This window comes from Paracoccus homiensis (assembly GCF_900111675.1).
Classification (GTDB): Bacteria; Pseudomonadota; Alphaproteobacteria; order Rhodobacterales; family Rhodobacteraceae; genus Paracoccus; species Paracoccus homiensis.
Map to the genome: position 1 here is coordinate 44,778 of NZ_FOHO01000015.1, position 26,963 is coordinate 71,740.

At 64.4% G+C, this 26,963-nt stretch carries 27 protein-coding genes; 9 read left to right on the forward strand and 18 right to left on the reverse strand.

Going from position 1 to position 26,963, the window contains the following annotated elements:
- Positions 1-16: 16 nt before the first annotated feature.
- From BMX67_RS15840 to BMX67_RS15855, 4 genes are all read right to left on the reverse strand, one after another.
- A complete protein-coding gene (locus BMX67_RS15840) occupies positions 17-1,003 on the reverse strand; it encodes a zinc-dependent alcohol dehydrogenase family protein (RefSeq protein WP_090737089.1) in 987 nt (328 codons plus the stop codon).
- 20 nt (positions 1,004-1,023) lie between these two features.
- The gene (locus BMX67_RS15845) at positions 1,024-1,803 is read right to left on the reverse strand and encodes an SDR family NAD(P)-dependent oxidoreductase (RefSeq protein WP_090737091.1); all 780 of its coding nucleotides are present in this window, start codon (positions 1,801-1,803) and stop codon (positions 1,024-1,026) included.
- Between the two features lie 12 nt (positions 1,804-1,815).
- Positions 1,816-2,775: an LLM class oxidoreductase gene (locus BMX67_RS15850; protein ID WP_090737093.1), complete on the reverse strand. Its 960-nt coding sequence runs from the start codon at positions 2,773-2,775 to the stop codon at positions 1,816-1,818.
- A 162-nt stretch (positions 2,776-2,937) separates the two neighbouring features.
- Positions 2,938-3,450 (reverse strand): TetR/AcrR family transcriptional regulator, encoded by a 513-nt coding sequence (locus BMX67_RS15855; RefSeq protein WP_090737095.1) that lies wholly within the window; start codon positions 3,448-3,450, stop codon positions 2,938-2,940.
- A gap of 75 nt (positions 3,451-3,525) precedes the next feature.
- Here BMX67_RS15855 and BMX67_RS15860 point away from each other — a divergent pair, with 75 nt between their 5' ends.
- The gene (locus BMX67_RS15860) at positions 3,526-4,596 is read left to right on the forward strand and encodes an alcohol dehydrogenase family protein (protein ID WP_090737096.1); all 1,071 of its coding nucleotides are present in this window, start codon (positions 3,526-3,528) and stop codon (positions 4,594-4,596) included.
- A 64-nt stretch (positions 4,597-4,660) separates the two neighbouring features.
- Here the strand turns inward: BMX67_RS15860 and BMX67_RS15865 are convergent, their stop codons facing one another.
- On the reverse strand, positions 4,661-5,566 hold the full coding sequence (locus tag BMX67_RS15865; RefSeq protein ID WP_090737098.1) for a LysR family transcriptional regulator: 906 nt from the start codon (positions 5,564-5,566) through the stop codon (positions 4,661-4,663).
- A gap of 96 nt (positions 5,567-5,662) precedes the next feature.
- Here BMX67_RS15865 and BMX67_RS15870 point away from each other — a divergent pair, with 96 nt between their 5' ends.
- From BMX67_RS15870 to BMX67_RS15880, 3 genes are read left to right on the forward strand one after another with little or no spacing between them, the layout of a single operon-like run.
- Positions 5,663-5,956 carry a DUF2218 domain-containing protein gene (locus BMX67_RS15870; RefSeq protein WP_090737100.1) on the forward strand — a complete coding sequence of 98 codons (294 nt, stop codon included), beginning with the start codon at positions 5,663-5,665 and terminating at the stop codon, positions 5,954-5,956.
- A 21-nt stretch (positions 5,957-5,977) separates the two neighbouring features.
- Complete coding sequence (locus BMX67_RS15875; RefSeq protein WP_245739488.1) at positions 5,978-6,472, forward strand: nuclear transport factor 2 family protein; 495 nt, start codon at positions 5,978-5,980, stop codon at positions 6,470-6,472.
- 54 nt (positions 6,473-6,526) lie between these two features.
- Complete coding sequence (locus BMX67_RS15880) at positions 6,527-7,390, forward strand: NAD(P)H-binding protein (protein ID WP_090737103.1); 864 nt, start codon at positions 6,527-6,529, stop codon at positions 7,388-7,390.
- Positions 7,391-7,442: 52 nt separating this feature from the next.
- Here the strand turns inward: BMX67_RS15880 and BMX67_RS15885 are convergent, their stop codons facing one another.
- The 3 genes from BMX67_RS15885 to BMX67_RS15895 are packed head-to-tail and all read right to left on the reverse strand — an operon-like array spanning position 7,443 to position 10,559.
- Entirely contained in the window at positions 7,443-9,023 is a 1,581-nt protein-coding gene (locus BMX67_RS15885; RefSeq protein ID WP_090737105.1) for a tripartite tricarboxylate transporter permease, read from the reverse strand.
- Positions 9,020-9,577 (reverse strand): hypothetical protein, encoded by a 558-nt coding sequence (locus BMX67_RS15890; protein ID WP_090737133.1) that lies wholly within the window; start codon positions 9,575-9,577, stop codon positions 9,020-9,022. Before BMX67_RS15890 ends, BMX67_RS15885 begins: the two co-directional genes overlap by 4 nt.
- A 25-nt stretch (positions 9,578-9,602) precedes the next feature.
- Positions 9,603-10,559, reverse strand: a complete 957-nt coding sequence (locus tag BMX67_RS15895; protein ID WP_245739489.1) for a tripartite tricarboxylate transporter substrate-binding protein — start codon at positions 10,557-10,559, stop codon at positions 9,603-9,605.
- Positions 10,560-10,673: 114 nt separating this feature from the next.
- On the opposite strand from BMX67_RS15895, the gene BMX67_RS15900 reads away from it, so the two are divergent.
- The 3 genes from BMX67_RS15900 to BMX67_RS15910 are packed head-to-tail and all read left to right on the forward strand — an operon-like array spanning position 10,674 to position 14,008.
- The gene (locus tag BMX67_RS15900) at positions 10,674-11,174 is read left to right on the forward strand and encodes a MarR family winged helix-turn-helix transcriptional regulator (protein WP_090737107.1); all 501 of its coding nucleotides are present in this window, start codon (positions 10,674-10,676) and stop codon (positions 11,172-11,174) included.
- Positions 11,175-11,177: 3 nt separating this feature from the next.
- Positions 11,178-12,611 carry a sulfatase family protein gene (locus BMX67_RS15905; protein ID WP_090737109.1) on the forward strand — a complete coding sequence of 478 codons (1,434 nt, stop codon included), beginning with the start codon at positions 11,178-11,180 and terminating at the stop codon, positions 12,609-12,611.
- An 11-nt stretch (positions 12,612-12,622) separates the two neighbouring features.
- Positions 12,623-14,008: an FAD-binding oxidoreductase gene (locus tag BMX67_RS15910; RefSeq protein WP_090737111.1), complete on the forward strand. Its 1,386-nt coding sequence runs from the start codon at positions 12,623-12,625 to the stop codon at positions 14,006-14,008.
- 65 nt (positions 14,009-14,073) lie between these two features.
- On the opposite strand, the gene BMX67_RS15915 is transcribed toward BMX67_RS15910, so the two are convergent.
- Genes BMX67_RS15915 through BMX67_RS15950 form a run of 8 tightly spaced genes read right to left on the reverse strand, consistent with a single transcriptional unit; the run spans position 14,074 to position 23,004 of the window.
- Positions 14,074-14,838 (reverse strand): SDR family oxidoreductase, encoded by a 765-nt coding sequence (locus tag BMX67_RS15915; RefSeq protein ID WP_139206554.1) that lies wholly within the window; start codon positions 14,836-14,838, stop codon positions 14,074-14,076.
- Between the two features lie 7 nt (positions 14,839-14,845).
- Positions 14,846-15,874: a zinc-dependent alcohol dehydrogenase gene (locus BMX67_RS15920; protein WP_090737115.1), complete on the reverse strand. Its 1,029-nt coding sequence runs from the start codon at positions 15,872-15,874 to the stop codon at positions 14,846-14,848.
- Positions 15,871-16,971: a mandelate racemase/muconate lactonizing enzyme family protein gene (locus BMX67_RS15925; RefSeq protein WP_090737116.1), complete on the reverse strand. Its 1,101-nt coding sequence runs from the start codon at positions 16,969-16,971 to the stop codon at positions 15,871-15,873. The genes BMX67_RS15920 and BMX67_RS15925 overlap by 4 nt, the downstream gene beginning before the upstream one ends.
- 1 nt (position 16,972) lies before the next feature.
- The gene (locus tag BMX67_RS15930; RefSeq protein WP_090737118.1) at positions 16,973-17,968 is read right to left on the reverse strand and encodes an ABC transporter permease; all 996 of its coding nucleotides are present in this window, start codon (positions 17,966-17,968) and stop codon (positions 16,973-16,975) included.
- Positions 17,969-17,971: 3 nt separating this feature from the next.
- On the reverse strand, positions 17,972-18,940 hold the full coding sequence (locus tag BMX67_RS15935) for an ABC transporter permease (protein WP_090737120.1): 969 nt from the start codon (positions 18,938-18,940) through the stop codon (positions 17,972-17,974).
- Positions 18,937-20,460: a sugar ABC transporter ATP-binding protein gene (locus tag BMX67_RS15940; protein WP_245739490.1), complete on the reverse strand. Its 1,524-nt coding sequence runs from the start codon at positions 20,458-20,460 to the stop codon at positions 18,937-18,939. The genes BMX67_RS15935 and BMX67_RS15940 overlap by 4 nt, the downstream gene beginning before the upstream one ends.
- 57 nt (positions 20,461-20,517) lie before the next feature.
- A complete protein-coding gene (locus BMX67_RS15945; RefSeq protein WP_090737122.1) occupies positions 20,518-21,483 on the reverse strand; it encodes an ABC transporter substrate-binding protein in 966 nt (321 codons plus the stop codon).
- A 54-nt stretch (positions 21,484-21,537) separates the two neighbouring features.
- Complete coding sequence (locus tag BMX67_RS15950; RefSeq protein ID WP_217645885.1) at positions 21,538-23,004, reverse strand: aldehyde dehydrogenase family protein; 1,467 nt, start codon at positions 23,002-23,004, stop codon at positions 21,538-21,540.
- Positions 23,005-23,146: 142 nt separating this feature from the next.
- Here BMX67_RS15950 and BMX67_RS15955 point away from each other — a divergent pair, with 142 nt between their 5' ends.
- On the forward strand, positions 23,147-24,769 hold the full coding sequence (locus BMX67_RS15955; RefSeq protein ID WP_090737123.1) for a GMC family oxidoreductase: 1,623 nt from the start codon (positions 23,147-23,149) through the stop codon (positions 24,767-24,769).
- A gap of 24 nt (positions 24,770-24,793) precedes the next feature.
- Positions 24,794-25,513 carry an FCD domain-containing protein gene (locus BMX67_RS15960; protein WP_217645886.1) on the forward strand — a complete coding sequence of 240 codons (720 nt, stop codon included), beginning with the start codon at positions 24,794-24,796 and terminating at the stop codon, positions 25,511-25,513.
- Positions 25,514-25,552: 39 nt separating this feature from the next.
- Here the strand turns inward: BMX67_RS15960 and BMX67_RS19645 are convergent, their stop codons facing one another.
- Positions 25,553-25,714, reverse strand: a complete 162-nt coding sequence (locus BMX67_RS19645) for a hypothetical protein (protein ID WP_175479940.1) — start codon at positions 25,712-25,714, stop codon at positions 25,553-25,555.
- 23 nt (positions 25,715-25,737) lie between these two features.
- A partial coding sequence (locus tag BMX67_RS15965; RefSeq protein WP_090737141.1) for a GMC family oxidoreductase occupies positions 25,738-26,963 on the reverse strand: 1,226 nt, incomplete at its 5' end.

Here is a 26,963-nt window from a genome sequence, read left to right on the forward strand (position 1 = left end):
GGGCGGGCGGCAGGGATCAAAGCTCGACAACGACCTTGCCAAGCGCCTGACCGCTTTTCAGGCGCGCATAGGCGTCGCCGACCTGATCAAGGGCAAAGCGATGATCATCCAGCAGCGGCTTGACCGCGCCGCCATCGACCAGATCGGCCAGACGGTTCAGGATCTCGCCATGCGCGGCGCGGTTGACGTCATGCAGCATCGGCAGCAGCATGAACACGACATGCAGCGACAGGCCCTTGAAATGCGCGGGGCTCAGGTCGATTTCCGACAGCGCAACCGTAGTAGCGACATGGGCGTTCAAGGCGGCCGCCCCAAATGAGTTGATCATGTTGGGGCCGCCGACGGTGTCGAACACCACGTCAAAGCCTTTGCCGCCGGTATGTTCGGCCACGTAATCGTCGATCTTCGCGGTCTTGAAGTCGATGGGGCGGGCGCCGAACCCCTTGATCACGCGCATCTGCTCTGCGCCGGTTCCGGTGGCCGAGACATGTGCCCCCAGGTGATGGGCAAGTTGCACCGCGATATGGCCGACGCCGCCCGCGCCACCCTGGACAAGCACCGTCTGATCGGCATCGACGCGGGCGCGGTGCAGCGCCTCCCATGCGGTGATCCCGACCAGAGGCAGGGCGGCCGCCTCGCGCATGGACAGGCTTTGCGGTTTCCTGGCAATCAGGCGGCTGTCGGCCAGCATGAATTCCGCCAACGCGCCCTGTAGATCGGCCAGCCCGCCGGCACAGCCGTAAACCTCGTCGCCGACCGAAAACCCGGTCACACCGTCGCCCAGTTCCTCGATGACGCCAGCGAAATCCATGCCAAGCACGGCAGGCAGGGCGGGCGACAGGGGCAGGTCGCTGCCCATGTCCTTGATCATCATGTCGATGGTATTGACGCTGGTGGCCTTCACACGAAGAACGACATGTCCGGGTGTCGCCGTCGGGCGCGGCATCTGGGTTTCGACAAAGGCGGCATCGGGGCCGTATTCGGTCAGGGTCATCGCTTTCATGAAAATCTCCTTCCGGGGTGTCAGAGGTGGTCGGTCAGCAGCGCGTCGATCCGCGCGGCGATGTCATCGGCGGTCGCATCGGGATAGCGCCGGGCCAGCCGGCCCGCGTCATTGTCGAAATAGCGGCCAGTGGCGGTGGCGAATTCATCGGTCAGCGCGGCACGGATCAGGATATCGACGCCGATGTTCAGATCGTTGCCCGATGTACCAAAGCCTTCGCGGACCATCCGCGTCGCCAGAAGCGAGCCCGGATTGACCGCAAGCGACAGGGGGCCATCGGGATGGCTGTCACCGAAATGCTGGTTCCACAATGTGATCGCCAGCTTGCTTTGCGCATAGGCGTCCATGTCCCGAAGGCGGGTTTTTCCCACCAGGGCCTTCGGATCGACCTGTGCCTGTGCGGCCGAAGACAGGTGAATGATGCGCCCATCCCGCGGGATCACCGGCAGCAGGCGCCGCGCCAACAGGGCCGAAGCCAGCGTATTGACCACAAAGCGCACATCAAGGCCGCCAGCCTCGGTCCTTGCGGTGCGAAGCACGCCTGCATTGTTGATCAGTACGTCAATGCGCGGATGGGTCGCGGTCAGCCGCTGTGCCATGGCCGCAACCTGCGACAGATCCGACAGATCGGCAGACTCGGTCGCGACCGAGACGCCGGTTTCGCGCAGCGTGTTCGCGGTCTGCGTCAACTTGGCCGCGTCGCGGCCGTGGATGATCAGGCTGTGCCCCTGACGGGCCAGGGCTTCGGCGGTTGCATGGCCAAGCCCCTGTGTGGCGCCGGTGACGAGGATGGTCTTCATGTCGGTCTCCTTTCAGGAAAACTGCGGCAGCACGTCCCGCGCAAGCCGGTCCAGCGTGTCGTCGATGGGTGCGCGGTTGAATCGCAGGTTCAGCGCGACATGGTTGACGCCCATTCCCTGCAACTGATGCAGATAGGCGGTCAGCCAGCGATGTCCGGTCCGCACGCCCAGATGGATCGGTTGCGGCCCTTCCTCGGGGTTGTCGGCCAGATCGATGTAAAGCGGTTGCAGAACCGGTTTCTGCGGCTGCCCCAACGCGGCAAGGCGGGCACGCCACTGGGCAAGCACCTGTTCCTGCGCCTGCCCTGGTCGGGGATAGGTCATCCAGCCATCGCCCCGTTCGGCGATCCAGTCGGGCGACTGGCGGCTGGATCCGGTGATCAGCAGGGGCAGGCGGTTGCCCTGCGGTTTGGGCAACATCTCGACCGTGCCATTCGTGGTGCCGAAACTGTTGTCGATGCGCGGCGCTGGCTGGCCCATGGCGCGGATATAGTCCAGCGCGTCGCGGAATGCCTGATCGCGACCGTCGAAATCCGCGTTCATCGCGGGATATTCCTCGGGGCGGTCGCCCGACGCCACGCCAAGGATCAGCCGCCCGCCGGATAGGACATCGACGCTGGCGGCGGCCTTGGCCACATGGGCCGGGTGGCGCAGCGGCAGCACGATCGAGGCGACCCCCAGCGCAATCCGCGACGTCTGCCCCGCCAGAAAACCCAGATAGGTAAAGGGGTCGAACAATTGCCCCGCATCGCCGAAACTGGGCACATCGAAGGGCACGTCACGCAACCAGACCGCGCGAAAACCCAGCGCTTCGGCCCGCTGGACGCGGGCAAGATGCCCGGCCATGTCCGGCACCGCGCTGTCACGATAGGCGGTGATCGGCACCACCAGCCCCAGGCTTAGCCGCCCGGCGCGGAAGGTCGTGTCATATCCGCGATTGATCTGCGGAAAGCTGTCGATATCGTCGCGCATCTGTCGGCCCCCGTCCGTTGCGGTTTGCACGAACAGGAAGATACAGGTTGCAGAAGCGATATAAACAGCACCTATCCGAGTTCAGTTTTCCGAAATTCGGTATAATACGGTAATCGCCTGGTCGCGGCGGGGCAAAAGGCGCGGGCCTGTGGGCGGGCCGGTTCAGGCCAGCGAGGTTGCCAGCCCCTTGGCCGCGGCGACGGCATTTTTGCCATGCAGGGGCCATGATTGTGTCAGCCCCTCCAGGATCAGCAGCAGCGCGATCTCTTGCCCTGCAAGGCCGGTCGCAAGGGCGGCGCGGGACGCGACTTCTTGCTTGTGGCGTTCCAGCAGGTCGCGCAGCGCGGTGCTGCCGGGTTCCGACGCGACGGCGGCATGAAACAGGCAGCCGTGGCTGGCTTCGGTCCGCATCCAGTCAGCGACACGATCCATCAGCGCCTCGCGTGCCGCCTGCTGGTCCACCGGCAGATCATCCAGAACCCGGTTCAGATAGCGCCGATGCCTATGTTCCAACGCGGCCAGCATCATGTCGGATCGCGACGGCATGTATTTATACAGCGTGCGCAGGCTGACCCCGGCGGCGTCGCGCAGCGTATCGACGCTTGGCTCGGCAAAGCCGTGGCGGGCAAAGGCCTGTTCCAGACCGGCGGCAATTCTTTCTTGGATATCGCTCATGCTTGACGATGTAGAGGGTTCGTTCTACATGGGCAAGTAGAGCGAACGTTTTACCAATGAAGGAGATCCCCCCGGATGACCCTGCCCGACAAGATGAAGGCTGTTCTGCTGACTGGCCATGGCGGTCTTGACCGCCTTGAGTATCGCAGCGACGTGCCGCGTCCGCAGCCCGCCGCCGGAGAAGTGCTGATCCGGGTCGGGGCCTCGGCGGTCAACAATACCGATGTGAACACACGGACAGGATGGTATTCCAAGGCCGTGCGCGGCGATACGAACTCGGCCGCCGCGACGGGCTATGACGGCGCGTCTGATGCGGATGGCGCATGGTCCGGCGCGCTGACATTTCCGCGCATTCAGGGCGCAGATTGCTGTGGCCGGATCGTCGCCGTGGGCGAGAGCGTCGATGCCGCACGGATCGGGCAGCGCGTTCTGGTGCGCCCGATGCACCGCCCGACCGCCAGCGACGATCTGAATGATCTGGTGACCTTTGGGTCTGAACGGGATGGCGGTTTCGCGCAATATGCCACCGTCGATACCGACCATGCCGTCGCGGTGGACAGCCCGCTTTCCGATCTGGAACTGGCGTCCTTTCCCTGTGCCTTCTCGACCGCCGAGGGCATGATTCAGCGTGCCGCCCTTGGGCAGGAACATGTGCTGATCACTGGCGCCTCGGGCGGGGTCGGGTCCGCCGCGATCCAGCTTGCCAAGCGTCGCGGCGCCCATGTCACCGCCGTGACCAGCCGCGCCAAGGCCGACACGCTGCGATCCCTTGGCGCGGATACCATTCTGGATCGCGATGATGCCTTGCCGGATGACGCCTTCGACGTGGTTCTGGATCTTGTGGGCGGCCCGCGTTGGCCCGAACTGCTAACGGCGCTGTCGCAACGTGGCCGCTATGTCACCTCGGGGGCGATTGCCGGTCCGATCGTGGAGCTGGACCTGCGCACGCTGTATCTGAAGGATCAGACGCTGATCGGCAGCACGCGGCAGGACCCCGGTGTCTTTACCGATCTGGTCGGATATATCGAACGCGGCGAGATCCGGCCCGTCATTGCCGACAGCTTTCCGCTGGCCGACATTCGCAGCGCACAAGAGGCATTCCTGCAAAAGGGCCATGTCGGCAAGATCGGCATTCAGATCCCGTAAGCCGCCGTCGCCAGATCGACAAACGTGCCACCGGGCGGGCGATGCCTGTCCGCTGGCCGTCATGTCAGATCGGGGTGGTGGCCGACTTCCCCTGCAGGCTATCTGTCAGGAACTGCACCAGCAGCCGCGTCAGGGTTTGCCGGCGCGAGCTGTCCGGCCAGACGGCATAGAAGCCTAGCGGTTTCAGCCGCCAGTCCGGCAGCAGTCTGGTCAGCAGCCCGGCTTGAACGCCCCGCGCGGCGACATGTTCGGGCAGGACCGTCACGCCGCTGTTGATGCAGGCGAAATGATACATCGCCTCGACATTGTCGACCTCCAGCCGCGACTTGCCGGTCACCTTGACGATCTGCCCGTCGGGTGCTTCCAGGGTCGTGATGTCGGACCGCTGGCGATAGCGGATCCAGTCCCAATCTTCCAGATCGGCGGGGGTGGTCGGCGCGGGATGGCGCGCGGCATAGTCGATGCCTGCGACCAGCGCACGTGCGCTTTCGCCCAGCTTGCGCGACATCATCGAACTGTCATCCAGCCAGCCCGCGCGCACATTCATGTCGAACCCGTCTTCCATCAGGCCAAGGCGGTGGTCGCTATAGGCGATGGACAGCGCGACATGGGGATGACGGCGCGAGAACTCTCCGATCGCGCTGGACAGTTCCGAGGATGCCAGAAACGCCGGCAGCGAGATGCGCAACGCCCCCACGGGTTCCAGCGAAAGGGCGTTCAGTTCGTTCAACCCGGCCTCGGCGCTGCGCAGCATGTCCGCCGCGCGGGCATGAAACATCCGTCCCTCGCTGCTGAGCGCGATCTTGCGCGTCGTGCGATGCAGCAACGTGACCCCAAGCCAGCTTTCCAGATCCGACACCGCCTGACTGACCCGCGACGGCGACAGGCCAAGCGCGCTGGCGGCACCGCGAAAAGACCCTTCCTCGACCACCCGCACAAAGATGGCCATGTGACGCAGCTGGTCGATCATTGTTCCGCCTGACTTAACTGTATCTTCCGCATTCAAGCGATACACGGAACAATGTCGTTTGGCTATCTTTCGTTGGCAAGGCGAAGGAGCAATCGCATGAAGGCGGAAACGACTTTCGAAACCCCGCGCGCCGGACGTTTTCTGGGGCAGATGTGCAAGCATTTCGGGCACAAGGCTCCGGTCACATTCGACGAACGCAGCGGCCGCATCGAACTGCCTTTCGGCCATGCCGAGCTGACCGCATCGGACAAGGGGCTTCGCATGGTCGCCACGGCCGAAACCCGGACCCAGCTGGATCGCGTGATCGAGGTGATGACCAGCCATCTTGAACGCTTTGCCTTTCGTGAGAACCCCGACCTTGGCTGGACCATCATCCAGCCCGCAATCTGATCATCGACAAGGAGAAGAAACATGCAGCGCAGACATCTGATGCAAGCAACGATCGGCGGCACATTGGCCATGATGCTGGCCCAGAAGGCCGCCGCACAGGACAGTGACGCCCAGACCCAGGCCAGCCTGCAGACGGTCATGGCCTTCATGGGCGCGATGGGCAGCGGCGATTCCGAAACGGTCGGAAACCTGATGGCCGATGACATGGTCTGGCAAAACGAAGGTGACGCGACCTTGCCGTGGATTGGCACATGGGACGGGAAAGCGCGCGTCTTCCAGTTCATGGACCTGTTCGGCCAGAATTTTCAGACCACCGCATGGCAGAACGAGGACGCTTTCGCCAAGGGCGATACGGTTGCCGTCTTTGGCCGGATGAACGGCATCACCACCCATTCCGGGGCCGAGATCGGGGAATTTTCCTTCGCGCTGCGTGCCAAGACACGCGATGGCAAGGTCGTGCTGTGGCAGTGGTTCGAAGACAGCTTTGCCGTCAGCAAGGCCTATCACAACGGCTGAGAACATGCGTGGCAATGATCTTGCCGCGCGTCACGACAGGGAAAGGAAAATCTAATGACCATCGCCGTCACCGCCGCCTCGGGTCAGTTGGGTCGGGCGATCATCCGCAGCCTTGTGGATCGGTTGGGCCCCGACGCCGTGATCGGGCTTGCCCGCATGCCGGACCGGGCCGCCGATCTGGATGTGCAGATCCGCCCCGGCGATTATGATGATCCGGTCGCGTTGCAGGCCTCGTTGCACGGGGTCGATACCGTTCTGCTGGTTTCGGGCATGGCTTCGCCGCAGGACCGTATCCCGCAGCATCGCAATGTCATGGATGCCGCCCGGAAGGCGGGTGTGCGCAAGATCGTCTATACCAGCATCCAGGGCCCGGATCGGGGCACCCCGTTTTCCCCCGTCGTGCAATCCAATCGCCAGACCGAGGCCGATATCCGCGACAGCGGGCTGGCTTGGGCCATCGGTCGCAACGGCATCTATATCGAGCCGGATCTGGACTATCTCGACAGCTACAAATCGGCGGGCAAGGTCGCCAACAGCGCGGGCGACGGGCTGTGCGGCTATACTACACGCGATGAACTTGCCGCCGCCTATGCGGAGCTGCTGACGGGCGATGCGCATGACGGGAAGGTGGTGAACCTGCACGGCGCACCGATCACACAGGCCCGGCTGGTCGATCTGCTGAACCTTCATTTCGGGACCACCCTGTCCTATCAGCCGGTGTCCGACGCGGAATTTGCCGCCGATCGCACGGCCGAACTGGGCGATTTCATCGGCCCGATCATTGCGGGTATCTATCAGGGCATCCGGCTGGGCAGCTATGACAACCGCAGCGACTTTCGCGCCGTCACCGGGCGCGATCATGTCCCGTGGGATGTGTATTTCGCTGCGCAGGCGGCACGCCTGAGGAAAATCCGATAAGCGGTCCGGGGGGCAGTATCGCCCGTCTTGTCGCGATCAATCGGGGTTGCCGCTATTTGCGGCTGAGAAAGGCGACCGATGCGATCGCCGCGACGGTGAATATTACCGAGGTCGGACTGCTGAACAGGAACCACGGATCGCCGCCGGTGGCTGCGAAAGCCTCGCGTGCGGTCTGTTCCAGCGGGCGCGCAAGGATGAAGGCGATCACGAAGGGCAGCACCGGCACCTCGCTGCGGCGGAACAGGTAACCCAGAATGCCGAAGCCGAAGGTGACCCACAGCGCAAACAGGCTGGTTTCCTGCACATAGATCGCGGTCAGGGTCAGCAACAGGACCGCAGGCAGCAGGATCTGCCCGGGCACCCGTGCCAGTACCCCCATCGAACGCATGAACCTGCCGCCGATGGTCCAGTTCAGCAGGTTGCCGATCACCATCAGGGTGAAGATGCCGAAGGCCGTGACCAGTTCGGGGTTGATTGCGGGGGCGGTGAACTTGAACACGGCCGGCCCCGGATTGAACCCGCCGATGCTGTCTGCGGCAAGGATCAGAAAAACCGCCGCCGCATTGCCGGGGATGCCCAGGGACAGGACCGGGATCAGGTTCGCGCCCGAAACCGCCGAGTTCGATGCCTCGGTCGAAGCGATGCCCTCGGGTGCGCCCTCGCCGAAACCCGGATCGCTGTCCTTGCGGCGTTTTTCGTGGCGCTTGCGCCCGACAGTATAGCTAAGCGTGGCGGCAAGGGTCGATCCGACGCCGGGCAGGGCGCCGATGATGGTGCCGATCACGGCAGAGCGCGCGACATGTGGCGCGATCCGCCGCATGTCGCCGGGTTGCAGCCCATCTTGCACGGCGGATGTGTCGCGGCGCTGTGTGGCGGGCTGTGCGCGGTCGCGCTGCATCATGTCCTCGATGCTTTTGAAGATCTCGCCAAGGATCAGAACCCCAAGGATCGCGCCGACCAGCGAAAAGCCGTTCGACAACCCCTCGACCCCGCCGGTCAGGCGCGGAACCAACGCCTGACCGGTGCCGACAAATGCCGCGATCAGGCCAAGCCCGACCGACAGCAGCCCCTTGCCCACGGAGCCGCCCATCACCGCCGCGATGAACGAGATCGACAGGATCAGCAGGGCGGTCTTTTCGGGCAGGTCCAGATAGGCCTCGACCATGACCGCCAGAAAGGGCGCACAGACGAACAGCACGATGTCGGAAAACGTGTCCCCTGTCACCGATGAAAGCTGGGCGATCCGCAGCGCGCGTTTCGGTTGACCCCGCTGTGCCATCGGGTATCCGTCCAGCGTGGTCATCAACGCATCCGGCGTGCCGGGCATGTTGAACAGGATCGCCGGAACAGCGCCGCCGACCGTAGCCCCCTTCATGATGCCGATCAGAAAGCCGAAGACCGGCAGCAACGCATCAGGGGTAAAGCCGAAGATCGAGATCAGGATCGGCAGGGCGATTGCCATGGCCATCGGCCCAGCCAGCCCCGGTGTCGCGCCGACGGCGATCCCGACCAGCAGCCCTGCCAGAACCATGACAGGCGCGGCGGGGATGGCGAAACCCAGAAGGGAAAACAGCTGCGGCCCCTGAAACACGGCAAGGACGCCCAGCCAGATATAGTCCAGAATTTCCGTCATACATCACCATTCGGGGGCAGCAGCAGATCAGGGAAGGGCAGGTCGAACACGGCGATCAGGGCGGCGACGGCCAGCAGGCCGACCAGAACGGCCCGCCAGCTTGCACGCCCCTCGATCATGCACATCAGGGTCGCGACCAGTCCCGTGCCGCCGATGACAAAGCCCGCATATTTCCAGGGCGCGGTGTCGCGCAGATCGCGGTAGGAATGTTCGGTCAGGCCAAGGCCGCCCATCGTCCAGATGATCGCGGGCCCCGCCCATCGCATCACCGCCAGCGACACGAAAAAGACCCCGGTAAAGGCGATCAGGAACCGCAGGTTCCGTGACGTGATCCGGGGCGCGGGCTTACCCTTTTCGAACAGGATCAGCAGCCCGGCGACCAGGATCAGGGCAAGGGCGGCGGTCGGTGCCATCGCATCGCCGATCGACAGTCGCCCGCGCTGTTTGACGATCAGGCCCGTGGCGCTGTCGTTCGGGACCCAGAAGGCAAGTGCCGTCAGGGCCAGAACGACCACGCCGCAGCCAAGGATCAGGTTTGCCTTGTTCCGCGACATCTGCATGTCTCCGCCGGGGTTGCGATCAGCTTGCGTTGGCTTGTTCAAGCAGGTGTGCCGCGTCATCCAGCAGTTGTTGCATGCGCGTGTCCAGCGCGTCGCCGGTGATCACGTCGGGCCCGCCAAAGGACTTGGTGATCAGGGCATTTGCCTCGGTCGCGGGGTCGTTGATGACATCGCTGATCGCCGCGCCAATCGCCGTCCGGGCCTGCGGCGCAAGATCGCCCGGCGCGATGAACATGAAATAGCCGTCGATCACGAAGGGGCTGCCCAGATCGGTGATCAGCGGCGCATCCGGCGAATCCGTCAACGCGGTCTGGATGCCGCTGGCGATGTTGACCATCTCGCCCTGCTGGACGGGTTTGGACTGTGCGCCCGCGACCCAGCCCAGATCCAGATCGCCGCCCCGAAGCCCGTTCATGACCCCGGCACCGCCCTTGACCGGCACGATGTTCCAGTCGATGCCGACGGCCTGGCCGAACAGATAGGCCACATCGCCCTGACGGTCCGAGGCGATGCCGAACCGGATCGGCGTGCCTTCCGTTCCGGCCGTGGCCACCTTGTCCCAACTGTCAAAGGCCCCGCCCGCCATCGCGACAAGGCCCAGCTCGAATTTCGCGGTGGTCGCAAGCGAGGTGAAATTTTCCAGCTGAAGGCCGGGGTCGCCCACGGCAAGGGCGCTGTAGGTCAGCGTTTCGGACACGACCATCCCGATCACGCTGCCATCCGCCGGGGCCTTTGCCAGTTCGGCCGCCAGGCTGAGCCCGCTGTTGCCAGTCAGCTGCTGCGGCAGCACCTTCCAGCCGTATTTTTCCTCCAGGCCTTGTGCGATCAGGCGGGCCTGCGTATCGGCGCCACCGCCCGCCGAGAATCCGATCATCATGGTGATCGGCCCCGGCGGTGCCCAGTCATCCGCCAAGGACAGGGTCGGGGCAATCGTCATCGCGGCCGCCATTGCCAGCGGTTTGAACAGGTTTTCCATCATCTCCTCCCTGATGAATTACCGATCAGCCTGTTCGATGAAGGTAGACTTGTCAACGAAAAGGTTGACATATCCACCTGTTTTGCCCGAGGTTGGCCGTGGGAGGAGTTTGGCATGACTGATGACAGCGAAGAATGCGCGCTGGATCGCGATGGCTTTGATCTGGCGTTGCTTCTGCCGTTCCAGATCACCCAGCTCAGCGCCAAGCTGGCGGCGCAGGCGCGCGCGATTCTGGTGCGGCACGGGTCGCTGACCTTGCCGCAATGGCGGATCATCCGCGTGGTGGCGATGGGGTTGAATGACCGTTCGACCGCGATTCGTAAAAGCGCGGGCATCGACAAAAGCCAGTTCAGCAAGACCGTGAACGCGCTGATCGCGGATGGCTATATCACCACCGCCCCCTGCGAGATCGATCAACGCCAGTTCAGGATCGTGCTGACCGACAAGGCGCTGACCGCCCATGCCGTGCTGGCGCCCGAACTGGCTGCGCGACAGGCGCATCTGCTGGCGGCGCTGACCCCGGAGCAACGCGAGATGATCTTTCCCGCGATCCATGCGCTGGCCCGCGCGGCCGAGACCATCGAATTCTTGAACAACCCTGAAACCAAGGACTGACCCGTGGCCCGATCCAAGAACCTGCTTGTCATCATGTCCGATGAACACCAGTCGCGCGCGCTGTCCTGCGCCGGACACCCGCTTGTCAAAACGCCCAATATGGACCGGCTTGCCGCGCGTGGCGTTCGGTTCACGAATGCCTATACGCCGTCGCCGATCTGCGTTCCGGCCCGTGCCGCCTTTGCGGCGGGGCGCTATGTCCACGACATCCGGCTGTGGGACAATGCGATGCCCTATACCGGTGATCCGCGCGGCTGGGGCCATGCTTTGCAGGACAAGGGCGTTCGGGTCGAATCCATCGGCAAGCTGCATTATCGCGACGCCGAGGATCCGGCCGGGTTCGACGTTGAACATATTCCGATGCAGGTCGTGGGCGGCCACGGCATGGTTTGGGGCTCGATCCGGCGCGAGGATCAGCGCGTGCAGAAGGATGGCCGGATGCTGGGCCCCTATATCGGGCCGGGCGAAAGCAATTACACGCGCTATGACACGGCGGTGGTCTCGCATGCGACGCAGTGGTTCGCCGATGCCGCCAGGACGCCCGACGATCCATGGTGTCTGTATGTCGGTCTGGTCGCGCCGCATTTCCCGCTGATCGTGCCGCAGGAATATCTGGACATGTACCCGCTGGAGAGCCTGCCCCCGTTCAAGCTGCACACGCTGGACGGTTTCGAGAACCACCCCTGGGTCGCAAAGCAGGGATTTGCCCTGCAAGGGGATGAGGGCTTTGCCGACGATCAGGAACGCAAGCTGGCGGCGGCCTGCTATTTCGCCCTGTGCAGCTTTCTGGACGACAATATCGGCAAGCTGATCGCCGCATTGGAGGCGAATGGCCAACTGGATGAGACGACGATCATCTACACCTCGGATCATGGCGACAATGTCGGCGCGCGCGGCCTGTGGGGCAAATCGAACATGTATGAGGAATCGGTCGCCGTGCCGCTGATCGTGGCCCAGCCGGGCGGATCGGCGTCGGAATGCGCCACGCCGGTCAGCCTGCTGGATCTGTCGGAAACCATCATCGACCATTTCGGTGCCTCGCTTGCCGGCGACCGGCCCGGCAGATCGCTGTATGATCTGGCCGAGGAACCCTATGACGAACAGCGCGCGGTCTTCAGTGAATATCACGCCGTCGGCGCGGTCTCGGCAGCCTATATGTTGCGCAGGGGCGACTGGAAGCTGATCCATTATCACGATTTCCGACCCGAGCTGTTCAACCTTGCCGAAGACCCCGAAGAAGTGACAAACCGTGCCGAAGATCCGGCCTGCGCGCAGGTTCTGGCCCAGCTGCAACAGGAGTTGCGCAAGATCTGCGATCCGAAGGCAATGAACGATCTGGCCTTCGCGGATCAGGACGCCATGATCGAAGGTTATGGCGGCCGTGAGGTCGCGATGAACATGGGCGCGCCGGCCGCAACGCCGCCCCCCGCGGTCTGAGGAGACGATTGATGACCACACCCACACGCAGCGACTGCACCGCCGCCCTTGACGAATTGCGCGCCCTGCTGGGCGATCGGCTGTCGACCGGTTCGTCGATCCTGGATGAACATGGCCGGGATGAGGCCTATACCCCCCCGCAGCGCCCCGATGCGGTGGCCTTTCCGCGCGACACGCAAGAAGTGTCGAGGATCGTCAAAATCTGTGCGCGGCATGATCTGCCGGTCATCCCCTATGGCACCGGTACCTCGCTGGAGGGGCAGATCGTGCCGGTTTCAGGTGGCCTCAGCCTTGACATGAGCCAGATGAACCGCGTGATCGAGATCCATGAAAAGGATTTGGATGCCGTCGTGCAGCCGGGGGTCACGCGGACGCAGTTGAACGATGCGTTGCGTGCGACCGGGCTGATGTTCACGGTCGATCCCGGCGCGGATGCCAGCATGGGTGGCATGGCCTCGACCCGCGCGTCGGGGACCAATACCGTGCGCTATGGTACGATCCGCGAAAACGTGCTGGCGCTGGAGGTCGTTCTGCCCGATGGCGAGATCATCCGCACCGGCAGCCGCGCGCGCAAATCCGCGTCCGGCTATGATCTGACGCATCTGTTCATCGGCGCCGAGGGCACGTTGGGGGTGATTACCGAACTGACCGTCAAGCTGCATGGTCAGCCTGAAAGCATCCTTGCCGCTACCTGTGCCTTCGACACGGTCGAGGGGGCGGTCGATACCGTCATTCTGGCGATCCAGTGCGGCCTGCCGATGGCGCGGATCGAATTACTGGACGAGGTTCAGATGAAGGGCATGAACCTGCTGCATGCCGATCTGGGTCTGGCCGAAAAGCCGCATCTGTTCCTTGAATTTCACGGCACCGAAGCCGGGGTGCGCGAACAGGTCGAGACTTTCCGCGAAATCGCCTCGGATCTGGGGGGGCGGGATTTCGCCTTTGCCGAGAAGGCCGAAGATCGCAACCGCCTGTGGGCCGCGCGGCACCACGCCTATTATGCGGGCAAGGCGCTGAAACCCGGCGCGAACGGGCTGGTCACGGATTGCTGCGTGCCGATTTCGGAACTGGCCTGCTGTATCAGCCGTACGAAGCAGGCGATCGAGATGTCGGGCCTGATCGCGCCCCTTGTCGGCCATGTCGGGGACGGGAACTTCCATCTGGCGATCCTTGTCGATCCCGACAGCGATGACGAGATGGACCGCGCCCGCGATCTTGCCGCCTCGGTCAACAAGATCGCCCTGTCACTTGGCGGCACCGTGACCGGCGAACATGGCGTGGGCGTCGGCAAGAAGAAATACATGCTTGCCGAACATGGGGGTGCTTATGCGCTGATGCAGCGGCTGAAACTGGCCGTGGATCCGCAGAACATAATGAACCCCGGCAAGATCGTCTGATCCGGGCGATCCCCTGCTGCGGTCGCTGCGCAGATGCCTGATCACAGACATCCGCGCAGCATCGGTCAGCGGCCCATCCAGCCGCCATCGACGACCAGAACCTCGCCATTGACATAGTCGGATGCGGCCGAGGCAAGGAACACCGCCGGCCCGGCAAAGTCGCGCGGCGTGCCCCAGCGGCCTTGCGGGATGCGGTCCAGAATGGCCTGCGACCGGGCCGGATCGTCCTGCAAAGCCTGCGTGTTGTCGGTGGCGATATAGCCCGGCGCGATGGCGTTGACATTCACGCCCTTGCCCGCCCATTCATTCGCAAGCGCCTTGGTCAGCTGGCCGATTCCGCCCTTTGATGCGGCATATCCAGGAACCGTGATCCCGCCCTGGAATGTCAGCAAGGATGCCGTGAAGATGATCTTGCCCGAACCGCGCGCGATCATGCCGCGCCCGATCTCGCGCGACAGGATGAACTGCGCCGACAGGTTCACCTCGATCACCTCGTCCCACCATTCCTCGGGATGTTCGGCGGCGGGTTTGCGGCGGATGGTGCCCGCATTGTTGACCAGGATGTCGGGCGCGATGCCGTCCGCCTGCAGCTGCGCCGCGAAATCCCTGACCGCCCGGCGGTCCGAAAAGTCGCAGCGATAGGCACGGAAATCGCGTCCAAGCGTGCGGACCGCGCGCTCGACATCCGAGCCTTCGCTTTCCAGCGATGCGCTGACGCCGACGATATCGGCGCCTGCCTCGGCCAGGGCCTCGGCCATGCCGCGCCCGATGCCGCGCTTGCAGCCGGTGACCAGCGCGGTCTTGCCGGTCAGGTCGAAACTGGACAGCACGCTCATGTCATTCCCCCACCTTGATCAGGCTTTTCATCGCCGTGGGGCTTTCGTCCAGCGCCTCGAATGCGCGCTGGATATCGGCCAGCGGGCTGACATTGGTGATGATCTTCTGCGCGTCGATATGGCCCCCTGCGACCAGCGCGATGGCCTGATCATAGTCCTGCGGTTCATAGACCCGTGCGCCGATCAGCTGCAATTCGCGCCAGAAGAACTGAAACAGGTCGATCTGCGGCTTCCTGGCGTGGATCGCGACCATCACGATCCGGGCGCGGGTGGCGGCGATGGCGGTCATCGCATCGACGCCGGGTTGGCTGCCCGATACCTCGAACACGACATCGGCGCCCTTGGTGCCCGTGCGGTCGTCGATCATGGCCTTCAGGTCGGATTCCGCCGGATTGATCGTGTCGAAGCCCAGATCCTCGGCAATGCGCAGGCGGGCAGGGTTCACCTCGGAGATCACGACATTGCCGCCCGCCGCGCGCGCGACCATGGCGACCAGCACGCCGATGGGACCGCCGCCGATGACGACGACATCCTCACCCTGCTGGACCGCCGCCATGCGGACATCGTGACAGGCCACGGCGACCGGTTCGATCAGCGCGGCATGGTCCAGGCGCATGTCGTCGGGCAGCACATGCAGCGTATGGGACGGGGCGTTCCACAGTTCCTGCATGGCCCCGTCGGTATCCAGACCCAGGAATTTCTGGTTGTGGCAGATATGGCCGTGCCCGCGCTTGCAGGCCGGACATTCGCCGCAGGGATCGAGCGGGCGCACGACGACCTTCTGGCCGGGGGTCACGTTGGTCACGCCCTCGCCGATCGCCTCGATCACGGCGGACATTTCATGTCCGACGATGCGGTTCAGGCCGACGCGTGCGTCCATGTTGCCGTGAAACACATGCAGATCCGTGCCGCAGATGCCGCAGAAGGCGATGCGCAGCTGTGCCTGCCCGGGTCCGGGTCCGGGGGTTTCCGTGCGTTCGACCCGGAAAATGCGATTGCCGCGATAGAAGGCGGCGTCGATCATCGTCATGCGTGCAACTCCTGATGTGCGTTGTTCAGCTTGTCCCAGTCGAAGGTGACGCCGATGCCCGGTGCGTCGGGCGCCACGGCGCGGTGATCGCGCAGTGTCAGCGGCGCGTGGGTATAGCGGTCGATGGGAAAGGAATGGACCTCGATCCAGCCGGCATTGGGCTGGGCCGAGACCAGGCTGACATGCAGTTCCTGCATGCCGTGGCTGCAGACCGGCAGGTCATGCGCCCGTGCCAGCCGCGCGACCCGCAGCCAGCCGGTGATGCCGCCGCAATTGCTGGCATCGGGCTGGATGAAGCCTAGCCGCGCATCCGCAACGGCGTATTCGAATTCGTGGATCGTGTGCAGGTTCTCACCCATCGCCAGCGGAATGGGCGAAGTTTCGGCGATCCGGCCATAGCCCTTGTAATCGTCGGGAATGGTCGGTTCCTCGAACCAGGTGATGTCGAAGGGCGCGAACGCCTGCGCGGCTTTCTGCGCATCCTCGACCGACATCGAGTAATTGGCATCGACCATGAAGGTCACCTCGGGGCCGATCAGTTCGCGCACGGCGCGGACGCGTTCGACATCCTGTTCCAGCGTCGGCTGACCGATCTTGATCTTCACGCCGTCGAAACCGGCGGCAAGATAGCCGCGGATCTGGTCCAGAAGCTTTGGCAGGGGGAAGTTCAGATCGATCCCGCCCGCATAGGCGCGACAGTCCCGCGCCGCGCCGCCCGCCATCTGCCACAATGCCTGACCGCTGGCCTTGCCACGCAGATCCCACAGCGCGATATCGACCGCCGAGATGGCAAAGGACGCGATGCCGCCCCGCGCGACATAGTGGACATGCCATTGCATCGCGTCATGCAGATCCTCGACCGCCGATGCATCCCGTCCGGTCAGGAAAGGCGCCAGATCGTGCCGGATCATCGCCAGAATGGCATGGCCGCCCTTTCCGCCAGTATAAGTATAGCCGGTTCCCTCGGACCCGTCCTCCAGTGTGACGGTGGCGGTGATCAGCTGGAAATGGGTGTGATCGCCATGTTTGGCATCGGTCAGCACCTCGTCCAGCGGTACGTTGAATAGGCGGGCCGTGACGGCCTTGATCCTCGCCATGTCAGGAAAGCTCCTTTTGTGTGGCGCGCGACAGCCGGCTTTGAAGCAGGATCACCAGCAGCAGGAACGCGCCCCGGATGACCATCTGCCAATATGCGCTGAGGCTGATGACGCCGCGCCCGTTCTCGAAATTGAGGATGTTGAAGACGAGGCCCAGCAGCAGGGCCCCCGCGACCGTCGCCCCGACCGAGCCGAGGCCACCCGTCAGCAGCGTGCCGCCGACGACCACCGACGCGATGGCCGACAGTTCCCAGCCGATGCCTTCAAGCGGCTGCCCGGCCCCGAAGCCCGATGCCAGGAACACCCCGGCCAGCCCCGCGCAGCCCCCGCTGAGCATATAGACGAATGCCTTCGCGCCGCGCGTGTTCAGCCCCATCATCGCGGCGGCATCCTCGCCCCCGCCGATGGCAAGGACGGTACGGCCAAGCGATGTCCGTTCCAGCAGGATCCACAGCCCGACCACCACGATGGCGGTGATGACGGCGGTCCAGGGCAGCAGGTCGAAGGCCTTGCCCATGCCCAGCTTGGTAAAGTTCGAGCCCCAGTCGATGGAAATCGTCTGCGCGCCCGAAATCACCAATGCGCCGCCCTTGGCCCCCAGCATCGTGGCCAGTGTCGCGATAAAGGGCGGGATGCGCATGGCGACGACGAAGAAGGCGTTCAGCGCCCCGATCGCCAGCCCCGCCATGACCGCGCCGGGCAGGGCGATCTGAATGCCCCAGGGCGACAGATAGGCCGCGACGACCGAGGTGAAGGCCGCCACCGACCCCACCGACAGATCGATCCCGCCGGTCAGGATGACGAAGCACATCCCGACCGAAATGACGATGAACATCGCGTTGTAGTTCAGGAAGGACGAGATGTTATAGGCCCCGCCGAAATTCTCGTAGCGCAGCAGGCCGAACAGGATCAGCGCGGCCAGCGCGGCCCAGACCCCGGCGGAATGCCCGCCGCCCCGCAGATGGCGACGCAGATCGAAGGCTGTTGTGACAGACATCGCTTACTCCTTCCGGGCTTGCTGCAGATAGACGGCGGCGATGATGATCGCGGCCTTGGCGATCAGCGCGACCTCGTCGGCGATGCCATTGGCAAGCAGGGTGTATTTCACCAGCTGGATGATGACCGCGCCCAGGATCGCGCCGAAGATCGGTGCGCGACCGCCCTGCAACAGGGTGCCGCCGACGACGGCTGCGGCGATGGCGTCCAGCTCCATCAGGTTGCCGATCCGCGCCGCATCCGAGGCCGAGTTGATCGCGACGACGATCAGGCCTGCCAGCCCCGCCAATCCGGCGCAGATGACATAGGCGCCGATCTTGACCCTGTGGACCGGAATGCCCGACAGCCGCGCCGCACGCTCGTTCCCGCCCACGGCCAGCAATTGCCGCCCGAAGGTGGACCGCGCCACGACCCACGACAGCAGAATGGCGATGATCAGGACCAGCCAGCCCTGAAACGGCAGGCCCAGAACCCGTCCCGTGCCCAGATAGCTGAACGAGGGATGCGAAAAGGTCTGCAGGTTGCCATTGGTCAAAACCTGCGCCAGCCCGCGCCCCGAAATGAACAGGATCAGCGTCGCCACGATCGGCTGCACGCCGAACCGGCTGACCAGCAGCCCGTTGAAGACCCCGCAGCACAGCGCGATCAGGATCGGTACGCCGATGGCGGCGATCAGGCCGAGGGCCGGGTTGGCCTGCGCGAAATCCGACAGGAAGATCAGCGGCGCCAGGGCCCCGGCCAGCGCCATGACGGCGCCCACGCTCAGGTCGATGCCGCCGGTCGCGATGACCAGCGTCATGCCCATCGCGACGATGGCGATGGTCGCCATCTGGCTGATATTCACGAACAGGGTCTGCGGCTGAAAGAAATTCGGCGTCACGATAAGGTTGAAGATCACGATGACGGCCAGTGCGATCGCGGCCCCGTGGCGGGCCGGGTCCAGCGCAAGGCGGCCTTGGTCGGGGGCGTTCATGCGGCGACCTCGCTGTTCTGATGCTGTGCGATGACGCCGATCAGCGCGTCCTGCGTCAGGCCGGGATTGTGCAATTCGCGGACCGAGCGCCCGTCCTGCAGAACCACGATGCGGTCGGCCCCTTCGACAAGTTCCTCGAATTCGGAACTGATCAGCAGGACGGAAAGCCCCGCCGCGACCTGATCGCGGATGATCGACTGGATTTCGAATTTCGCGCCGACATCGACGCCGCGCGTCGGTTCGTCCAGGATCAGGATTTCGGGTTCCAGCGCCAGCCAGCGCGCCAGCAGCACCTTTTGCTGATTGCCGCCCGACAATTCGCGGATCGGCTGTTCCATTCCCGCGGTCTTGATCTGCAGGGCCTTGATGTAATGGTCCGCGATCTCGCGTTCGCGGGCGCGGTCGATGGCGCCGCCCTTGCGCAGTTGTGGCAGGATGGCCAGCGTGATGTTCTCGCGGACGGATAGATGCGGAATGATGCCGTCGACCTTGCGGTCCTCGGTCAGAAAGCCGATGCGTTGGGTGATCGCGGTCGCGGGATTGTCCAGCGCGGCCCCGCTGTGATGGGTGATCTGACCACTGACCAGCGGATCCAGCCCGAACAGCGCCCGCGCGGTTTCGGTCCGCCCCGATCCCAGCAGACCGCCCAGTCCAAGGATTTCGCCCTTGCGGATGGTCAGATCGACGCCGCGCAGGCCGGTGCGGGTGCGCAGCCCGGTTGCCTGCAACAGGACCGGACCGGGATCGGAATGGCCGCCCGACAGCGCGGTCAGGCCAGCCGCCTGAATCTCGCCCGCATCGCGGCCCAGCATTTCGGTCACAAGGCCCAGCTTGGTCGTGTCGGCCACATCATGCGTGGCCACGGTCCGGCCATCGCGCATGACGGTGACGCGGTCGCAGATGCGATACAGCTCGTCCAGGAAATGCGAGATGTAGAGAACCGCGACCCCGTCCTGTTTCAGGCCGCGAACGACGGAAAACAACGTCTCGATTTCCTGATCGTCCAGCGAGGATGTCGCCTCATCCATGATCACCAGCTGCGCCTTCAGCGAGACGGCGCGGGCGATGGCGACCAGTTGCTGGATCGCGGTCGAATATTCGCCAAGCGGTCGGGTCACGTCGATATCGACGCCGAACCGCGTCAGGATCTGGCGGGTCCGGTCATGCGCGGCCTTCCAGTCGATCAGGCCAAGCCGGGTCCGCGGCTCGTAACCCATGATCACATTCTCGGTCACGCTCCGCAGCGGCACCAGGCTGAGTTCCTGATAGATGGTCGCGATCCCGGCATCCTGCGCCTCGCGGGCGCTGGTGATCGAAAGGTCGCGCCCCGCCATGCGGACATCGCCCGCATCGCGGCGATAGACGCCGGTCAACACCTTGATCAGTGTGGATTTTCCGGCCCCGTTCTGGCCGATGATGGCGTGAACCTCGCCGGGGCGGATCGACAGGTTGGCATCGCTGAGCGCGATGACACCGGCAAATTTCTTGCCGATACCCGTCATTTCGATCAGATCGGTCATCTTGCGTGTTCCGTCGGTGGCGGACCGGGGCGCGGTGCCCCCCGGTCCTGCGTCACCTCAATAGGCTTCGTCGATATGCTCGGCGGCGTTGTCGGCGGTGAAGATCCGGTCCTCGACCTGAACCCAGCCGGGGATCTCTTCGCCGGCGGCGTATTTGCCCATCACCTCGCAGGCCAGCGGCCCGAAGAAGGGCGAGCTTTCGACCGTCACGCCCATCTTGCCGTCGATGATGGCCTGCAGCGCATCGCGGGTGCCGTCGATCGAGACGATGGTCACATCCTCGCCGGGTTTGCGCCCTGCCAGTTCCAGCGCCTGAATGGCCCCGATCGCCATCTCGTCGTTATGGGCATAGACGACATTCACGTCGGGATGCGCCTGCAACAGCGTTTCCATCACCTGCCGACCCAGATCGCGGGCGAAATCGCCGGTCTGGCTGGCCACGATCTGAAACCGGTCGTCCTGTGCGATGCGTTCGTCGAAGCCCTGCTTGCGGTCATTCGCGGGCGAGGAACCGGTGGTGCCTTCCAGTTCGACGATGATGCCCTGATCTCCCTCGAAATTCTCGATCAGCCAATCGGCCGCGCGTTCGCCCTGATCGATGAAATCCGATCCCAGGAAGGCCACGAAATGCTCGCCCGGCTTGGCGACATCGGGATCGACGGAACGGTCGACCAGAAACACCGGAATACCAGCGGCCTGTGCCTTCATCACGGCCGGGATCAGCGGCTTTTCTTCGCGGGGCGGCAGGAACAGCACGTCGATGCCTTGCGCGATCATCGAATCCACATCTGCTACCTGCTTGGCGGCCGAGCCCGCCGCGTCGGTCGCGATCAGATCCCAGTTGCAGCTTTCGGCAGTGTCGTGGAACGACTTGGTTTCGGCGATGCGCCAGGGGTTGTTGGATTCCATCTGCGCGAAGCCGACCTTGTAGCGTTCTTTTTGCTCAAGGGGGGGCGTTTCGGCCAGACCCGCCCCCGCAAGGACGGATAGCAGTGCGGCGCTTGCCAGCAGTTTCTTGGTCATCTTTTCCTCCTCCGTTGTCGATATGCGCCCGCCTCCTCTTGCGGGGCGCGTGGGTTATTCGTCCCAGTTCATGTAAAGCGTCTGTTTGCGCAGATAGCCGTCAAAGCCGTACTGACCATCCTCGCCGCCAAGGCCGGACTGGCCCCAACCGTTGTGGAAGGCCTGAAACTGTTCGCCATTGGCGCGGTTCACGTAGATCTCGCCGAATTTAAGCGCGGCAGGCGTGCGCATCAGGCGCCGGTGATCGCGGGTGAACACATAGGCCGACAGGCCGAAGCCGGTGTCATTGGCCAGCCGCAGCGCGTGGTCGAAATCATCGACGCGCATCGCGGGAACCACCGGGCCGAACACCTCTTCCTGCATGATCGCGGCCGCGTTGTCGGCAACTTCCAGCACGGTCGGGGCATACCAGTGCCCCTTGGCATAGGCGCCGTCGGTCAGCGGGCCGCCCGGCAGCAGAAGCTGCGCCCCCGACGCCACGGCCTGATCGACCTGGCCCGCGATCTTGGCGACCTCGGCCCCGCTGACCTTGGGGCCCAGATCGGGATCGCCCATCGGGTCGCCGATCCGCAGGGCCTTCGAGGCCGCGACGAACCGGTCCAGAAACGCGTCCGCGATGTCGCGATGCAGATACATGCGTTCATTGCAGGTGCAGATCTGCCCGCAATTGGTATAGCGCGCGGTCAAGGCGGCGGCGACGGCGCGGTCCAGATCCGCATCCTCCATCACGATGAACGGGGCCTTGCCGCCCAGTTCCAGCCGCAGAACCTTCATCCCGTCGGCGGCGGTGCGGAAAATCTCGCGGCCGGCGCGGTTGCTGCCGGTCATGGTGATCATGGCGGTCGCGGGATGTTCGACCAGTGCCTGCCCGATGACTGGACCACGTCCGGTAACGACATTCAGCACCCCGTCGGGGATACCCGCCTCTTTCGCAAGGGCGGCGATGAACAGGCCCGAGAACGGGGTGAATTCATGCGCCAGCATCACGAAGGCGTTGCCCGCAACCAGCGCGGGGCCGATCTTGCGCGCGGCCAGCGCGGCGGGATAGTTCCACGCGGTCAGCCCGACCACGACACCGTAAGGGTGCCGGCGGATCTGGATTTCCTCGTTCGGATTGTCCGATGCGACGATATCGCCACCGATCCGGCGGGCATTTTCGGCCGCATAGTCCAGAAAGCCGACGGTCGCGCCGACCTCACCCCGTGCCTGCGTGATGGGCTTGCCCTGTTCGCGGGTGATCAGGCGGGCGAATTCCTCGGACCGGCGCTCGATCAGCCGGGCAAGGCGGCTGACCGCGCGCCCGCGTTCGATGGCGGGCAGGACGGACCATGCCCGTTGCGCCTGTGCCGCGGACCGGATCGCCTGATCGGCATCCTCGGGCGTGCCTGCGGGGATGGTGCCGATCACGGTTTCATCGGCGGGATTCTCGACCTCGATCACCTCGCGGGGATGCGGGAACAGCCAGTCGCCGCCGACAAACATGCCGGCCTTGATGTGATCTGCCGTCGCGTCGAATGCCATCCTTCGCCCTTTCTGGTCGTACCAAAATATCTGCCGACCATTTACTTTTCGCATCTATCTGTCAATAATTTTCTGAATGACCGCCAGAAAACGTCGATTCAGGGGTGGTCTCGGATAATATGGTCGCTCCAAAGAGGTTCGCGTGACGCAGCAGGAATTTGACTTCATCGTGGTGGGCGGCGGCGCTGCCGGATGTGTGGCCGCCGCGCGACTGGCCAGCGATGGCGGGGCACGTGTCCTGCTGCTGGAAGCCGGGTATTCGCATCGGCATCCGCTGCTGGACATGCCGCCGGGCATCTTCAAGATGATCAACGGCACGCGCTTCATGCGGTATCACAAGACGGTGCCGCAGGCGCATCTGGGCGGGCGCGTGCATGACATTCCGCAGGGCCATGTGCTGGGCGGCGGATCATCGGTCAATGCGCAGGTCTATATGCGCGGCCGGCCTGCGGACTATGACGGCTGGCAGGCAATGCTGCAGGGGGGCAATGACGGTATCGACTGGGGCTGGGACGCCGTCCTGCCGCATTTTCGCAGGATGGAGGGGAACAACCGCCTGCAAAACGACCTGCATGGCACTGAAGGGCCGTTGCTGGTATCGGATCCCGGTCATATCGACCCGCTGTCGCGGCTGTTCGTGCAGGCGGCGCAGGGTCTTGGCCTGCCCTTCAACAGCGATTTCAACGGCACGTCGCAGACGGGCGTCGGGTTCTACCAGTTCATGAACCGCAACGGGCGGCGGTCCTCGGCGGCCTATGCCTATGTCACCCCGCAGGAAGGAAACCCGAACCTGACCGTCCGCCTGCAGGCCGAGGTTCAGCGCGTCGATATCCGCGACGGGCGTGCGGTCGGGGTGACCTATCGCGACAAGACCGGGCTGCATCAGGTCATCTGCACGCGCGAGGTGATCCTGTCGGCCGGATCGCTGGTCACGCCAAAGCTGCTGATGCTGTCGGGGATCGGCCCCGCCGACCATCTGGCCGAACACGGGATCGCCTGCATCGCGGATTTGCCCGGTGTGGGACAGAACCTGATCGACCACCCCGAGGTGCCGATCACGGCGCGTGTGAACGGACCTTACGGATATTACCGGCAAGGGCAGGGTTGGCGGATGCTGCGCAACGGGTTGCAGTTCAAGCTGTTCGGATCGGGGCCCGTGACCTCGGCCGGGGTCGAGGCCGGGGCCTTCGTCAACCCCGACGATCCTACGGCACCGCCCACGATCCAGGCCTTCTGCGTGCCCATCGTCTATGTCGATCGCGACACGCGCGACCTTGTGCAGGACGGGCATGGGCTGACGGTGACGACGGTGGTGGTCAAGCCGAAATCCCGCGGACATGTACGACTGGCCTCGGCGGATCCGGCGGCGATGCCGCTGGTGTCACCGAACCTGCTGCAGCATCCCGACGATATGGCCGAGATGATCAAGGGGCAGCGGTTCTTCCTGCGCGCCTTTGAACAATCGCCCCTGGCACAGCGGATCGAGCGCGTGATGCTGCCCGGCCCGCAGGACCGCGATCACGCGGCCCTTCGCGCCTATTGCCAGCGTTTCGTGAAAACCAACTACCACCCCGCGGGAACCGCCCGTATGGGGCGCGAGGATGACGCGATGGCCGTTCTGGACACAAGGCTGCGTGTGCGGGGCGTCGAAGGCTTGCGCGTCTGCGATCTGTCGGCCATGCCCGATATCAACGCGGGCAACACGCAGGCCCCCGCCATGATGCTGGGCGATCGTTGCGCCGATCTGGCGATGGGTCTTTTATAGGCGGATCAGGGAAGGATGGCAGTCGTGCCGCAGGACACACACAAGAAGAACGGGCGCGCGGCGGATGATGTCGTTCGCTGTCTGGTCGCCAAGATCCATGCCGGGGAATATCCCGACGGGTCGCAGCTGCCGCCTGAACGCAGCCTGATGGAGGAATATGGCATCAGCCGCACCGTCGTCCGCGAGGCGGTTCAGACCCTGTCCCGGCAGGGCCTGCTGGAAGCGCGGCCCCGCTATCGCCCGGTCGTGCGCAAGCCCGGATATGATGCCGCGATCTCGGCTCTTGAAAATGTGGTGACGCATCTGCTGAGCGATCAGAACGGCGTCCGCAACCTGTTCGACACCCGCATCATGATCGAGGTGTCGCTGGTCCGTCGCGCGGCGCGCCACGCGGTCAAGGAGGACATTGCCGCGCTGAAAGCCGCGCTGGAGGCGAACGAGGCCGCAATCCCGGACAGCGATCTGTTCTATCAGACCGACCGTGCCTTTCATGGCGTTCTGTACGACATCGCGCGCAACCCGGTCCTGCCCGCGATCCACAGCGCCTATGTCACCTGGCTGTCGCCGCAATGGTCGCAAATGCCCCGCCTGCCGCAACGCAACCGCGAAAATTTCGAGGCGCATCAGCGGATCTTCGATGCCATCCTGCTGCGTGACCCCGATCTGGCCGAGCAGGAATTGCGCGACCATCTGGACAGTGCGTGGTTGCAGGTGTGCCGGACCTTCGATCAGGATCGCGGCTGATATCATGCGCTGCCGGGGCCGGATGGAAAGGCTGTGGCGTCAGCGCTGAAATCCCGAAACGCCCCCGCCCAGCCGATGCGCCACCTGGTCAGCATCGCCGCCGTTCCGCGTCTTGCGAAGCGGCGACAGGAGGGCCGTGATCAGCAGAATGAATGGCGGCCAGAAGACAAGTGGCCGGATCGACCCTTTGAAACTTGGCATTTTTCCCTCCCTCAAGGTGAATGTCAGGCGCTGTGACGCACCTCATGTCGAATGGATTTGCGGTCCTCGGCGATCATCGCGGCGGCCCGTTCGGCCAGCATCATCACCGGGGCATTCAGGTTCCCCGATGTGATGTTGGGAAAGACGGATGCGTCGATGACCCGCAGGCCGGGCACGCCGTGAACGCGCAGGCGCTGATCGACGACGGCGGTATCGGCATCGGGGCCCATCGCGCAGGTCCCGCACAGGTGATAGATCGAGCCGCCGTTCTGGCGGACATAGTCCAGCATCGCCTGATCGTCCTGACATTGCGCACCGGGCGAGATCTCCTCGGCGGTGATCGCGGACAGGGCCGGGGCCTGCATCAGGCGGCGCATCAGGCGGCTTGCCTCGACCGCTTCGCGACGGTCGCGTTCGGTGGCCAGGAAGTTCAGGCGGATATCGGGCGCGGCACCGGGTTCGGGACGCGACAGGCCGACGCTGCCACGGCTGTCGGGACGGCAGGAATTGAAGCACAGCAGAAAGCCCGGATAGGGTTCGGGCAGCAGCCGCGCCTTGGTGCTTTCGGGGATGCGATAGGACATCGGGTTGAAATACAGCTGGATATTCGGCCCGTCCGTGGCCGATTCCGTCCGAAAGAACCCGCCCGCCTGATTGACGCTGAGGGCCAGCGGACCGCGCCGCGTGGTCAGATAGCGCAGCCCGGCCATCGCCTGACCCCACAGGGGGCGCAGCTGATCGTTCAGCGTCGGGACCGTCGCGCGATAGTAATAGCTGGCGCAGAGATGGTCCTGAAGGTTCTGGCCAACGGCAGGCAGGTTGCGCCGCGTGTCGATGCCAAGCCGCTGCAGATCGCCCCCCGCGCCGATGCCCGATTGCTGCAACAGCATGGGAGAGCCGATGGCCCCCGCCGACAGGATCACCTCGGCCCGCGCATGCACGTCGTGGCGGCTGCCATCCCTGGCACGCAGGGCGACGCCCGTGGCGCGGCCCTCGGCGTCGAACAGCACCCGTTCGGCCTGGGTGACAAGGCGCAGATCCAGATTGGGGCGGCCAAGCGCCGGGGTCAGATAGGTCTTGGAACTGGACTGCCTGCGGCCACGGGCAATGTTGGTTTCATAGATGCCCGCACCCTCGAACCGGGCGCCGTTCATGTCCTCGGTCACGGGCAGCTGGCTTTCGCGGGCCGCCGTCAGGAACCGGTCGCAGATCGGATGGGTCTGGCCCTTCATCGGCGTGATGCCGACCG

What these genes read in the sequence shown, in the direction of transcription:
- BMX67_RS15840 (WP_090737089.1), bottom strand. Translation starts at nt 1,003, where the DNA reads ATGAAAGCGATGACCCTGACCGAATACGGCCCCGATGCCGCCTTTGTC.
- BMX67_RS15845 (WP_090737091.1), bottom strand. Translation starts at nt 1,803, where the DNA reads ATGAAGACCATCCTCGTCACCGGCGCCACACAGGGGCTTGGCCATGCA.
- BMX67_RS15850 (WP_090737093.1), bottom strand. Translation starts at nt 2,775, where the DNA reads ATGCGCGACGATATCGACAGCTTTCCGCAGATCAATCGCGGATATGAC.
- BMX67_RS15855 (WP_090737095.1), bottom strand. Translation starts at nt 3,450, where the DNA reads ATGAGCGATATCCAAGAAAGAATTGCCGCCGGTCTGGAACAGGCCTTT.
- BMX67_RS15860 (WP_090737096.1), top strand. Translation starts at nt 3,526, where the DNA reads ATGACCCTGCCCGACAAGATGAAGGCTGTTCTGCTGACTGGCCATGGC.
- BMX67_RS15865 (WP_090737098.1), bottom strand. Translation starts at nt 5,566, where the DNA reads ATGATCGACCAGCTGCGTCACATGGCCATCTTTGTGCGGGTGGTCGAG.
- BMX67_RS15870 (WP_090737100.1), top strand. Translation starts at nt 5,663, where the DNA reads ATGAAGGCGGAAACGACTTTCGAAACCCCGCGCGCCGGACGTTTTCTG.
- BMX67_RS15875 (WP_245739488.1), top strand. Translation starts at nt 5,978, where the DNA reads ATGCAGCGCAGACATCTGATGCAAGCAACGATCGGCGGCACATTGGCC.
- BMX67_RS15880 (WP_090737103.1), top strand. Translation starts at nt 6,527, where the DNA reads ATGACCATCGCCGTCACCGCCGCCTCGGGTCAGTTGGGTCGGGCGATC.
- BMX67_RS15885 (WP_090737105.1), bottom strand. Translation starts at nt 9,023, where the DNA reads ATGACGGAAATTCTGGACTATATCTGGCTGGGCGTCCTTGCCGTGTTT.
- BMX67_RS15890 (WP_090737133.1), bottom strand. Translation starts at nt 9,577, where the DNA reads ATGTCGCGGAACAAGGCAAACCTGATCCTTGGCTGCGGCGTGGTCGTT.
- BMX67_RS15895 (WP_245739489.1), bottom strand. Translation starts at nt 10,559, where the DNA reads ATGGAAAACCTGTTCAAACCGCTGGCAATGGCGGCCGCGATGACGATT.
- BMX67_RS15900 (WP_090737107.1), top strand. Translation starts at nt 10,674, where the DNA reads ATGACTGATGACAGCGAAGAATGCGCGCTGGATCGCGATGGCTTTGAT.
- BMX67_RS15910 (WP_090737111.1), top strand. Translation starts at nt 12,623, where the DNA reads ATGACCACACCCACACGCAGCGACTGCACCGCCGCCCTTGACGAATTG.
- BMX67_RS15920 (WP_090737115.1), bottom strand. Translation starts at nt 15,874, where the DNA reads ATGACGATGATCGACGCCGCCTTCTATCGCGGCAATCGCATTTTCCGG.
- BMX67_RS15925 (WP_090737116.1), bottom strand. Translation starts at nt 16,971, where the DNA reads ATGGCGAGGATCAAGGCCGTCACGGCCCGCCTATTCAACGTACCGCTG.
- BMX67_RS15930 (WP_090737118.1), bottom strand. Translation starts at nt 17,968, where the DNA reads ATGTCTGTCACAACAGCCTTCGATCTGCGTCGCCATCTGCGGGGCGGC.
- BMX67_RS15935 (WP_090737120.1), bottom strand. Translation starts at nt 18,940, where the DNA reads ATGAACGCCCCCGACCAAGGCCGCCTTGCGCTGGACCCGGCCCGCCAC.
- BMX67_RS15940 (WP_245739490.1), bottom strand. Translation starts at nt 20,460, where the DNA reads ATGACCGATCTGATCGAAATGACGGGTATCGGCAAGAAATTTGCCGGT.
- BMX67_RS15945 (WP_090737122.1), bottom strand. Translation starts at nt 21,483, where the DNA reads ATGACCAAGAAACTGCTGGCAAGCGCCGCACTGCTATCCGTCCTTGCG.
- BMX67_RS15950 (WP_217645885.1), bottom strand. Translation starts at nt 23,004, where the DNA reads ATGGCATTCGACGCGACGGCAGATCACATCAAGGCCGGCATGTTTGTC.
- BMX67_RS19645 (WP_175479940.1), bottom strand. Translation starts at nt 25,714, where the DNA reads ATGCCAAGTTTCAAAGGGTCGATCCGGCCACTTGTCTTCTGGCCGCCA.